9 protein-coding genes are annotated in these 11,220 nt (G+C 71.9%); all 9 read right to left on the bottom strand.

Annotation, left to right across the window (positions count from 1 at the left end):
- Positions 1-22: 22 nt before the first annotated feature.
- Positions 23-1,597, bottom strand: coding sequence for a PH domain-containing protein (locus ACIP5O_RS16985; protein WP_401294180.1), 1,575 nt, complete (start codon positions 1,595-1,597; stop codon positions 23-25).
- Between the two features lie 26 nt (positions 1,598-1,623).
- Positions 1,624-2,124, bottom strand: coding sequence for a PH domain-containing protein (locus ACIP5O_RS16980; RefSeq protein WP_401293894.1), 501 nt, complete (start codon positions 2,122-2,124; stop codon positions 1,624-1,626).
- 4 nt (positions 2,125-2,128) lie between these two features.
- Complete coding sequence (pgi, locus tag ACIP5O_RS16975) at positions 2,129-3,790, bottom strand: glucose-6-phosphate isomerase (protein WP_401293892.1); 1,662 nt, start codon at positions 3,788-3,790, stop codon at positions 2,129-2,131.
- A gap of 190 nt (positions 3,791-3,980) precedes the next feature.
- The gene (locus ACIP5O_RS16970) at positions 3,981-4,316 is read right to left on the bottom strand and encodes an RNA polymerase-binding protein RbpA (protein ID WP_003957010.1); all 336 of its coding nucleotides are present in this window, start codon (positions 4,314-4,316) and stop codon (positions 3,981-3,983) included.
- A gap of 77 nt (positions 4,317-4,393) precedes the next feature.
- The gene (gene secG, locus ACIP5O_RS16965) at positions 4,394-4,624 is read right to left on the bottom strand and encodes a preprotein translocase subunit SecG (RefSeq protein ID WP_030205174.1); all 231 of its coding nucleotides are present in this window, start codon (positions 4,622-4,624) and stop codon (positions 4,394-4,396) included.
- A 97-nt stretch (positions 4,625-4,721) separates the two neighbouring features.
- Positions 4,722-5,498, bottom strand: coding sequence for a triose-phosphate isomerase (tpiA, locus tag ACIP5O_RS16960; RefSeq protein WP_365540825.1), 777 nt, complete (start codon positions 5,496-5,498; stop codon positions 4,722-4,724).
- Positions 5,499-5,505: 7 nt separating this feature from the next.
- The gene (locus ACIP5O_RS16955; protein WP_401293888.1) at positions 5,506-6,717 is read right to left on the bottom strand and encodes a phosphoglycerate kinase; all 1,212 of its coding nucleotides are present in this window, start codon (positions 6,715-6,717) and stop codon (positions 5,506-5,508) included.
- A 106-nt stretch (positions 6,718-6,823) separates the two neighbouring features.
- Positions 6,824-7,834 carry a type I glyceraldehyde-3-phosphate dehydrogenase gene (gene gap / locus ACIP5O_RS16950; RefSeq protein WP_356546368.1) on the bottom strand — a complete coding sequence of 337 codons (1,011 nt, stop codon included), beginning with the start codon at positions 7,832-7,834 and terminating at the stop codon, positions 6,824-6,826.
- A gap of 268 nt (positions 7,835-8,102) precedes the next feature.
- Entirely contained in the window at positions 8,103-11,051 is a 2,949-nt protein-coding gene (locus tag ACIP5O_RS16945) for a M14 family zinc carboxypeptidase (protein WP_401293885.1), read from the bottom strand.
- Positions 11,052-11,220 lie beyond the last annotated feature (169 nt).

Here is an 11,220-nt window from a genome sequence, read left to right as displayed (position 1 = left end):
GGCACGGCCCCGGAGGCCCGGTTCACCCCTCGGTGGACCGGGCCTCCGGCGTGTCGGCGGGCTCCAGGAAGGGCGTGAGGAGCCCCGGTACGGCCCCGGCGGCGAAGGCCAGGCCCTGGCCCCGGCCCGCGTCGAGGATCTCGTACGCGCCCGATCCGGCCGCCGTCGTGGCGGTCAGGGTGACGAGGCCGGCGCGGCGCTGGAAGTACGACTGCTTGACGGTCCAGCCGATGACGCCGGAGCGCTGGAGGGCGACCGTGGTCCGCCGGACCGTACCCGAACGGGTGACCAGGTACGCCCCGCTGACGCCGTGTCCGAGGTTCCGGTGGGCGTCGCGGGCGAGGAGCAGGCCGAGCGGGGTGAGGACGGCGGTCCAGCCGGCCGCCGCGTACAGCAGGACCGGGGTGAGCAGGAGCCCGAGGAGGGCGAGGAGCGCGGCGGGCGTCAGGACGCTCCACAGGGCCCAGCGGATCCGCCGGTTCCGGGCGGCCCGGGGGTGGGCGGCGAGCGGCGCCCCGGTGGGCGGTTCGGACTCGCGCAGGACCCGGGCGGCGACCCGGTCGGCCAGCGGGCGCGGGACGGCCGGCATCAGGTTCTTGAGGTCGCCGTGCTTGTCCTCGTCCTTCTCGGCGAGGCCGGTGGCGACGGCGTCGACTCGGGCCGCCCCGAAGAGGCGCACGCCGAGCGGTTCGACGAGCTCGATCCCGCGCAGCCGCCGCTCCTCGATGGAGACCGAGCGGGCGGTGAGCAGGCCCCGGGTGACGCGCAGGGTGCCGCCGGGCTCGCGCTCCAGGCGGTGGCCCCACCACATCTCGACCCACAGGCCGAGGGAGCCGACGGCCCCGACCGCGAGGGCGACGAGGAACAGCCAGAGGATCATCCAGGGGATCGCGACGGAGCTGAAGCGCTCCCCTATCCAGTCGATGACCTCGCCCTGGACGCCGAACCACTCGCTGACCTGCATGACCGCCCCCGCGGCGGCGCCGCCGAGGGCGGGGGCGACGAAGGAGACGGGGGCGTAGCGGATCCAGCGGAGGTCGAGGGCGGCGAGGGCGCCGTCGTGGCGGGGGTCCCCGGGCGCGGCGGCGCGGGCGAGGAGTGCGCGGCGGAGCCGTTCGCCCTCGGCGCGGGCGACCAGTTCGAGTGCGAGCGCGGCGTCGCCGCCGCTGTGCTCGCCGGTTCCGATGCGGACCTCGACCAGGCCGAGGACGCGCTGGAGGGGGTTGGCGGTGAGGTCGACGCTGCGGATGCGCTCGCGGGCCAGGGACCGGCGCTTGAGGTGGAGCAGGCCGGTGTGGAGGTCGACGCGCTCGGGGCCGACGCGGTAGCGGGTGCGGCGCAGGCGGACGAAGTCGGCCCCGGTGCCGCCGAGGACGAGGAGGAGGGCGCCGGCGAGGACCCAGGCGACGGCCTGCCAGAGCGGCCGGGAACCGGCGAGGCCCAGGACGACCGGGAGCCCGGCGCCGCCGGCCACTCCGCACAGGAGGGCGGCGGTGGCGAGGAGGGTCAGCGGGTCGAGCCGCCGCCACTCCGCCTCGGGCGCGTCGGGATGCCGCTCCTCCCCGGGCGCGTCGCCCCTCGGCCCGTCGAGCCGCAGCCGTTCCTCCCCGGGCGCCGGCTCGTTCACGTCGCGTCCCCGGGCGTGGCCCGGGTGACGGCCGTCAGCCGCTCGGCCAGGCCGGCGGCCAGCTCGTGGTCGAGGCCCTCGATCCGGACCGCGCCCTCGGAGGAGGCCGTGGTCACGGTGACGGTGGCGAGCCGGAAGTACTGCTCCAGGGGGCCGCGCGAGGTGTCGACGGTCTGGATCCGGGACATCGGGGCGATCCGCCACTCCTGCCAGAGCGCCCCGGTGCGCACGTAGACGGCCTCGTCGGTGACCTCCCAGCGGTGCACCCGGAACCACCGGGCGGGGAGGAGCGCGGTGCAGGCCAGGCCCGCGGCCGCCACGGCCCCGGCCGCGATCAGCAGCCAGGACCGCGCGGGACCGATGAGCGCGCCGAGGACGGCCAGGACCGCCACCGGTACGGCGGTGGCGGCCAGGAGCCGGGTCCGCCACCAGGTGACGGCCCGCCCGTCCACGGCGTTCCTCGGCGGCCTCAGCCGCACCGCGTCCTCCCCCCTCACGCCGCTACCGGCCGCGCAGCGAGCGGTAGGCGGCGACGAGCCCCGCGGTCGAGCTGTCGAGCTCCTCCGCGCCCTCCCCGGTCGTCAGGACCGGCTCGATCCGCTTGGCGAGGACCTTGCCGAGCTCGACGCCCCACTGGTCGAAGGAGTCGATGTTCCAGATCGCGCCCTGGACGAAGACCTTGTGCTCGTAGAGCGCGATCAGCTGGCCGAGGACGGACGGGGTGAGCGTGTCGGCGAGGATCGTGGTGGTGGGGTGGTCGCCCCGGAAGGTCTTGTGCGGGACGAGTTCCTCGGGGACGCCCTCGGCCCGTACCTCCTCGGGCGTCTTGCCGAAGGCGAGCGCCTGCGTCTGGGCGAAGAAGTTGGCCATGAGCAGGTCGTGCTGGGCGACCAGGCCGGGCTCCAGGTCGTCGACGGGCCGGGCGAAGCCGATGAAGTCGGCCGGGATCAGCTTGGTGCCCTGGTGGATCAACTGGTAGTACGCGTGCTGGCCGTTGGTGCCGGGGGTGCCCCAGACCACGGGTCCGGTCTGCCAGTCGACCCGCTCGCCCCAGCGGTCCACCGACTTGCCGTTGGACTCCATGTCGAGCTGCTGGAGGTAGGCGGTGAACTTCGACAGGTAGTGGGAGTACGGCAGGACGGCGTGCGACTGGGCGTCGAAGAAGTTGCCGTACCAGACGCCGAGGAGGCCCAGGAGCAGCGGCGCGTTCTCCTCGGGCGGGGCGGTGCGGAAGTGCTCGTCGACGAGGTGGAAGCCGTCGAGCATCTCGCGGAAGCGCTCCGGGCCGATGGCGATCATCAGGGAGAGGCCGATGGCGGAGTCGTAGGAGTAGCGGCCGCCGACCCAGTCCCAGAACTCGAACATGTTCGCGGTGTCGATGCCGAACTCCTCGACCTTCTCGGCGTTGGTCGAGAGGGCGACGAAGTGCTTGGCCACGGCCTCCTGTCCGGCGTCGAGGCCGGCGAGGAGCCAGTCGCGGGCGGAGGTGGCGTTGGTGATGGTCTCGATGGTGGTGAAGGTCTTCGAGGCCACGATGAACAGCGTCTCGGCCGGGTCGAGGTCGTGGACGGCCTCGTGGAGGTCGGCACCGTCGACGTTGGAGACGAAACGGAGCGTCAGGTCCCGCCGCGTGTAGGAGCGCAGGACCTCGTAGGCCATGGCGGGACCGAGGTCGGAGCCGCCGATGCCGATGTTGACGACGTTCTTGATCGGCCTGCCGGTGTGGCCGGTCCACTCGCCCGCGCGGACCTTCTCGGCGAAGTCGCCCATCCGGTCGAGGACGGCGTGGACGCCGGGGACGACGTTCTCCCCGTCGACCTCGACCACGGCGTCGCGGGGGGCGCGCAGCGCGGTGTGGAGGACCGCCCGGTCCTCGGTGGTGTTGATCTTCTCGCCGCGGAACATGGCGTCGCGCAGCTCGGCCACGCCGGTGGCGGCGGCCAGCTCCCGCAGCAGGGTCAGCGTCTCGTCGGTGACGAGGTGCTTGGAGTAGTCCAGGTAGAGGTCGCCGACCCTCAGGGTGAGGTCGGTGCCGCGCGTCGGGTCGGCGGCGAACAGCTCGCGCAGCCGGGGCGTGCCCAGCTGCTCGCGGTGCTTGCCGAGGGCCGCCCACTCGGGCAGCCGGTTGAGCCTCGTGCGGCCTTCGTTCTTCATCTCGGACATCGCCCACTTCTCTCGTACGTGTCTGCCCCGCTGCCCCTCCAACCTAATTGATCAGAGGGGCCGGCGAGGCGACGGCGAGCGGGACGCCCCGGCGCGGTCCCGGTGGACACGGTCCCCGGGAACGGCGGACGGGCCCCGCCCGCGAATCGAGTTCGCGGGCGGGGCCCGTCCGTCACACCGTCACACCTGCTCAGATCTCGCCGCGCAGCTTGGCGAGGGCTTCGGCGAGGATCGCCTCGCCGTCCGCGTCGCTGCGCCGCTCGCGCACGTAGGCGAGGTGGGTCTTGTACGGCTCCGTGCGGGGCGGGTCCGGCGGGTTGTCGCGGTCCTGGCCGGCCGGGAAGCCGCAGCGCGGGCAGTCCCAGGTGTCGGGGACCTGCGCGTCGCTGGCGAAGCTCGGCTGTGTCTCGTGCCCGTTCGAGCACCAGAAGGAGATGCGGAGGCGCGGCGCCGACTCGCCCCGCTCGGCCTCGCCCATCGGCCCCGCTCCGACCCGGCTTCCCCGGATCGCGTTGCCACTTGCCACGGTCGTAACTCCCTGCGTGATGGTGCTCGAAGATGCCCCAGTCTACGTAAGGCCCAACGCGCGTCCAGTGATTGGAGTTACCCGTCCAACTTCATCAGCAGACCGAGGACCACAATGCAGGCGAACCAGAGCAGACCGACCACGACGGTGATGCGGTCCAGGTTGCGCTCGGCGACCGAGGAGCCGCCGACGGAGGACTGCATGCCGCCACCGAACATGTCGGAGAGGCCGCCACCCTTCCCCTTGTGCATCAGCACGAGCAGCATCAGCAGCGCGCTGAAGACGATCAGGGCGATCGAGAACCCCATAACCACGGCTGGACCAACTTCCTCGGACTTATACGGACGGGGGCCGGGCGCCTGCCCGACCCCCGCAAGGGTACGACGTAACTCCGCTACCGCATACTCACTGGTCGCGGAAGCGGACGATCTTGACGAACTCGTCGGCGTCCAGCGCGGCGCCGCCCACCAGGGCTCCGTCGACGTCCGGCTGGGCCATGATCGCGGCGACGTTCCCGGACTTGACCGAGCCGCCGTACTGGATGCGGACCTTGTCGGCCAGCTCCTGGGAGTACAGCTCGGCGAGGCGGCCGCGGATCGCCCCGCAGACCTCCTGGGCGTCCTCGGGGGTGGCGACCTCGCCGGTGCCGATGGCCCACACCGGCTCGTACGCGATCACGACCGTCTCGGCCTGCTCGGCCGGGACGTCCTTGAGGCCGCCGTCGAGCTGGGCGAGGGTGTGCTCGACCTGCTGTCCGGCCTTGCGGACGTCGAGGCCCTCGCCGACGCAGAGGATCGGGGTGATGCCGTGCTTGAAGGCGGCCTTCACCTTCGCGTTGCAGACCTCGTCGTCCTCGGCGTGGTACTGGCGGCGCTCGGAGTGGCCGACGGCCACGAAGGCGGTCTTCAGCTTGGAGAGCATCAGGCCGGAGATCTCGCCGGTGTAGGCGCCGGAGTCGTGCGCCGAGATGTCCTGGGCGCCGTACTTGATCTTCAGCTTGTCTCCGTCGACCAGGGTCTGGACGGACCGCAGGTCGGTGAAGGGGACCAGGACGGCGACCTCGACCGCGTCGTAGTCCTTGTCGGTCAGGGCGAAGGCGAGCTTCTGGACGTGGGCGATGGCCTCGAGGTGGTTGAGGTTCATCTTCCAGTTGCCCGCCATCAGCGGGGTGCGGGTGCTCATGGGTGGGTCAGTCCTCCAGTGCGGCGAGGCCGGGAAGCGTCTTGCCCTCGAGGTATTCGAGGGAGGCGCCGCCGCCGGTCGAGATGTGGCCGAACGCGTTCTCGTCGAAGCCCAGGATGCGGACCGCGGCGGCGGAGTCGCCGCCGCCGACCACGGTGAAGGCCGGGGAGTCGACGAGCGCCTGGGCGACGGCCTTGGTGCCCTCGGCGTAGTCGGGGTGCTCGAAGACGCCCATCGGGCCGTTCCAGAAGACGGTGGCCGCGTCGGCGAGCTTCGAGGCGTAGAGCTTGCGGGTCTCGGGGCCGATGTCGAGCCCCTCCTCGTCCGCGGGGATGGCGTCCGCGGCGACCGTGGTGGGGTTCGCCGGGGCCTTGGTCTTCAGGTCCGGGAACTCGGGCGAGACCAGGACGTCGACGGGGAGCACGAACTCCACGCCGCGCTCCTTCGCACGCGCCAGGTACTCCTGGACGGCCGGGATCTGGTCCTCCTGGAGGAGCGAGATGCCGACCTCGTGGCCCTGGGCCTTGAGGAAGGTGTACGCCATGCCGCCGCCGATGAGGATGCGGTCGGCCTTCTCCAGGAGGTGGTCGATCACGCCGAGCTTGTCGGAGACCTTGGCGCCGCCGAGGGCGACCACGTACGGCCGCCGCACGTCGTCCGTCAGCTTCTTCAGGACGCCGACCTCGGTGGCGATGAGGTAGCCGGCGGCGTGCGGGAGGCGCGCCGGGAGGTCGTAGACCGAGGCGTGCTTGCGGTGCACGGCGCCGAAGCCGTCGCCGACGTAGAGGTCGGCGAGGGCGGCGAGGCGGTCGGCGAAGGCGCCGCGCTCGGCGTCGTCCTTGGAGGTCTCGCCCGCGTTGAAGCGGAGGTTCTCCAGGACGGCGACCTGCCCGTTCCCGAGGCCCGCGACGGTCTCCGCGGCGGAGTCGCCGACCGTGTCGGTCGCGAACGCCACGTCGGCGCCGAGCAGTTCGCCGAGGCGCGCGGCGGCCGGGGCGAGCGAGAACGCCGGGTCCGGGGCGCCCTTGGGGCGGCCCAGGTGCGAGGCGACCACGACGCGGGCGCCCGCGTCGGCGAGCGCCTCGACCGTGGGGACGACGGCGCGGATGCGTCCGTCGTCGGTGATGGTGGTGCCGTCGAGCGGCACGTTGAGGTCGGCGCGGACGAACACGCGCTTGCCTTCGACGCCCTCGTGGAGAAGCTCGTCGATCGTCTTCATCTGTTAACTGACTCCTTGGTACGCGGTGGAGCACACGAACAGGGCTCGCGCAGCGCGGCGTTGCGCTGCCCGAGCCCTGCTCACCATCGAAAGCCCGCCCTGAAGGTCAGAGCTGACCGCCGACGAAGACGGTGAGGTCGACGAGACGGTTGGAGTAGCCCCACTCGTTGTCGTACCAGCCGAGGATCTTGACCGACGTGCCGTCCTGGACCATCGTCAGGGAGGCGTCGAAGGTGCAGGACGCCGGGTCGCCCACGATGTCCGAGGAGACGATCGGGTCCTCGGTGTAGAACAGGAAGCCCTTGAGGTCGCCGTCGTCGGCGGCCTTCTTGAACGCGGCGTTGACCTCGTCCTTGGTGACCTCGCGGTCCAGGGTGACGACCAGGTCCGTGGCGGAGCCGGTCGGGACCGGGACGCGCATGGCGATGCCGTCGAGCTTGCCCTTGAGCTGCGGGAGGACCAGGGCGGTGGCCTTGGCGGCACCGGTCGTGGTCGGGATGATGTTCTCCGCGGCGGCGCGGGCGCGGCGCAGGTCCTTGTGCGGGAAGTCCAGGATGCGCTGGTCGTTGGTGTAGGCGTGGACCGTGGTCATCAGGCCCTTGACGATGCCGAAGTTCTCGTCGAGGACCTTGGCCATCGGCGCCACGCAGTTGGTGGTGCAGGACGCGTTCGAGATGACGTGGTGGTTCGCCGGGTCGTACTTGTCCTGGTTGACGCCCATCACGATGGTGATGTCCTCGTCCTTGGCCGGAGCCGAGATCAGGACCTTCTTGGCGCCGCCGGCGATGTGCTTCTCGGCGTCGGCCTTCTTGGTGAAGATGCCGGTCGACTCGATGACGATGTCGACGCCGAGCTCCCCCCAGGGGAGGTCGGCCGGGTCGCGCTCGGACAGCACCTTGATGGTGTGGCCGTCGACGGTGATGGTGTCCTCGGTGTGGGTCACCTCGGCCTTGAGGCGGCCCAGGATGGTGTCGTACTTCAGCAGGTGGGCCGTGGTCGCGGTGTCACCCAGGTCGTTGACAGCCACGATCTCGATGTCGGCACCCTGCTCAAGGAGCGCGCGGAAGTAGTTCCGGCCGATGCGGCCAAAGCCGTTGATGCCTACGCGGATCGTCACGAACCGATCTCCTCGTTAGGTACGCCGGTGTGTTCGACGCCGGCGAGATTTTTGTTTTTGGGATGTCCCCGACCACTTACGACCCTACCTCTCCGGGACCGCCGGAGTGACATCGAGCGCATCCGCGCGAGCCCGGAAAGTGAGGAAGGGCGGTCGGCGGCCCGTACCTACCAACGGGTAAGGGCCGCCTTGGAACTTTTGTCCCGACTACTCTCCGTCAAACGGTCGGGGTGCCGCCCTCTGCGCGGAGGGCCGGGCGGTGGGGGCCTCAGCGGTGGAGGGCCTTGAGGGCGCGGCCGACGAGCCGGGCCCGTTCCGCCGTGCCGGGCACGTGCTCCAGGCCGAAGCCGAGGAGGACGGTGTCCCGGGTGGTGACCGCCGCCCGCGAGTGGAAGAGGGCGGCGGAGCGCGTCCAGTCGGAGCCGTTGCCGGGGCTGCCGGCCGGGGCGCCGGGCGTGGACCAGGCGCCGAGGGAGGTCTCGAAGCCCTCGGCCTCGGTGGTGGTCCCGGTGACGAGCCGGACGTCGTCGACGAAGGCGCCCGTCCCGCCCGTACCGGGGTCGGAGACGTACGAGAGGGAGAGCTCGACCTTCTTGCCCGCCCAGGCGCTCAGGTCGACGGAGGCCTGCCGCCAGCCGTTGGACGGGCCGGTGAAGGCGTTCCAGGAGCCGGTGGTGCCGGTGGGCGCGCAGCCGTCCTCGCCGACGGTGAGGTAGTGGGCGAGGAAGGGGTGGCCGCGGACGTAGTAGCCCTCGCCGCAGTCGGCCGGGGGCTCGGCGGAGGTGCCGCCGTTGGTGTCGGGCAGGGTGGTCCAGTCGTCCTGGCCGACGGTGTGGGCCTCGACGACGAGGTTGTCGTAGCCGGGCTCGGTGTCGTGGCTGACCTGGAAGTCCAGACGGGGCTTCGCACCCGCCGGAACGGCGGTGAGGTCGACGGTCCTGGCGAGCCGGGCCCAGGTGTCGTCGGCGTGCTTCACCGCCGCGAAGGTGGCGCCCTCGGCGGGCTCGAAGGGGGTGCGGACGCCCGGGTAGTCGCCGGCGGAGGCGCTGCTCGCGAACTGCGGGAAGTCCTTCGGCTTCAGGGTGTCGGAGGTGACGGTGTACGCGCCGGCGTCGTCCAGCGGGTTGCCGGGGGCCGCGCCGAGAGCGGCCCGTACGCCTCCGAAGGCGCCCGCGCCCGCGAAGGCGGACGGGTTCTTCAGCCCGGCCCGGTGGTAGGCGCCGAGGTAGTACTGGGCGAAGTCGTTGGTCTCGGCGAGGCCGACCCGGGTGAGTCCGCCGGACTTCTCCCCGGCGTTGATCAGCTTGCCGCCCTCGTTGAGGTAGGAGCGGACGGCGAGTTCGGCGTCCCCGGAGGGGCGCTCGGCGCCGGTGTACCAGACGACGGCGTCGAAGTGGGAGAGGACGCCGAGGGCGTCCGGAGCGCCCTGGACGGCGACGTCCCAGACGGCGGCCTTCCGGCCGTTGTCGGCGAGCGCCTTCACGTAGGCGGCGGTGTGGCGCCCGGCGGTGGTGCCGCCCTCGTCGGCGAGGACGAGGACGTCGCCGCGGGCCCGTTCGGCCACCTCGTAGGTGAAGGGGGCGGAGGCGGCGGCGCGGCCCTCGCGGGTGCGGGCGGTGAAGCGGACCTCGACGGAGTCGCCGGGCCGGGCGCCTTCGACCTCGGCGCGGTACTCGTCGAAGTAGAGGTTGTCCTCGCCGCCGTAGGTCTCGCCGCCCTTCCAGGCGCGGAGCTCCTCGCGGTGGACCCGGCCGCCGTTGATCCGGTATTCGAGCGTCTTGCCCCGCAGCGACTTACGGGCGGTGACGGCGACCTCCTGCTCCCCGCCCCGGGCGTAGGAGGTGGCGAAGGCCTTCGGGGTGAAGTCGGGGGCGTCGGCGCCGACCGGGGAGACGGGCCGGTCCGGGTGGGCGGAGGACTCGGCGACGGCGAGCGCGAAGGGCACGTTCTTGGCGAACTCGGCCTGAATCAGCTTCTCGTCGTCCGGGAAGGTGAAGACGGAGGCGCAGTCGGCCGGGTTCCAGGCGTCGTTCGGGTCGACCCGGGAGGCGGTGGCGCAGGTGGACATCTCCGGGGTGAACATCTGCATGCCGTTGACGTTGGCGGCGTGTCCGTCGGCCTCGCCGTTGGTGGTGTACAGCTCGGAGGAGACCTGCGGCCGGTAGCCGGGCACGGCGGAGTTCTCCGGGGTGCCGGCGAGCGCCTTGAGGGCCACGTCGTCGGGGGTGTCGGTGGCGACCTGCCAGCCGACGCCGTAGAGCAGGAGCTGGGCGGCGGAGTGGTAGTTGACGCCGTACGCGAAGCCGATGCGCTTCTGGAAGGCGTCGATGGCCCTGGTCTCGGGCTCCGACATGGGGCCCTTGCCGCGGAAGGTCTCGTCGGCCGGGTCGGGGGACGAGCCCTCGTTGTCGTAGCCCCACTTGTAGGCGAAGTTCCGGTTGAGGTCGACGCCGTCGCCGGGGCCGATCCGCCCGTCGCCGTCGTTGTCGCGGAGGTTCTTGCGCCACTGGCGGTCGGCGGGGTCGGCGTGGGTGTGGTCGTACCCGTCCGGGTTGGCGGAGAGCACGAACCACAGTTCGGTGGTGTCGACGATCCGGGTGATCCGCCCGTCCTTGCCGTAGCCGTCGAGGTAGTGGTGCATCAGCCGCCGGGTCATCTCGGGGGTGATCCACTCGCGCGCGTGCTGGTTGGACATGTAGAGCGTGGCGGGCTTCGACCCGTCCTTGCTCCGCCCGGCGCCCTTGCTGACCTTGAGGGCGAGGATGTCCTGTCCCTTGAGGGTCTTGCCGATCGAGACGACCTTGGTGAGGCCGGGGTGGGTCCGGGCGGTGTCCAGGATCTCCTGCTTGAGGCCGCCGGGGCCTCCGTACGGGCGGAAGACGCCGTCGCCGGCGGCGGCGACCCGCTTCTCGGCCCGGTCGGACAGGGCGTGTTCGGCGAGGTCGACGCCCTCGCCGCGCAACTGTCCGGCCTGGGCGCCGGTGAGGAAGAGCTCGACCGTGGCGGTGCCCTGCGCGGGCACCCGCTCGGTCAGTTCGTGGGCGTCGGCGCCGGCTTCGAGGAGGAGCGGAACCTGCTCCTGGGTGACCTCGGCGTGCCATACGGAGAGGGCGTCGGCGTCGCGGTCGTCCGGCCGCGCTCCGGCGGCGGGCGCCGCCGCCACTCCGGCGATCAGCAGTGAAGCCGCGGCGAGGATCGATCTCGCTCTGCGTCCCATGAGCTCCCCTTGTGTCGTCCGTCTCGAAGGTGAACCGGTCTCGCGGGTGGAACGGGTCTCTCGGGTGGAACGGGTGTCGCGGGTAGAACGGGTGTCGCGGGTGGAACAGGTCTCGCGGATGGACAGACGACAGACTCATGGGCGCCCCGGAGGGCGTCAAGGGTGCCTC

Source organism: Streptomyces sp. NPDC088915 (genome assembly GCF_044749825.1).
Taxonomy (GTDB): domain Bacteria; phylum Actinomycetota; class Actinomycetes; order Streptomycetales; family Streptomycetaceae; genus Streptomyces.
Note: the sequence above shows the minus strand (reverse complement) of the source record. Positions and strands in the feature narration are given on the sequence as shown.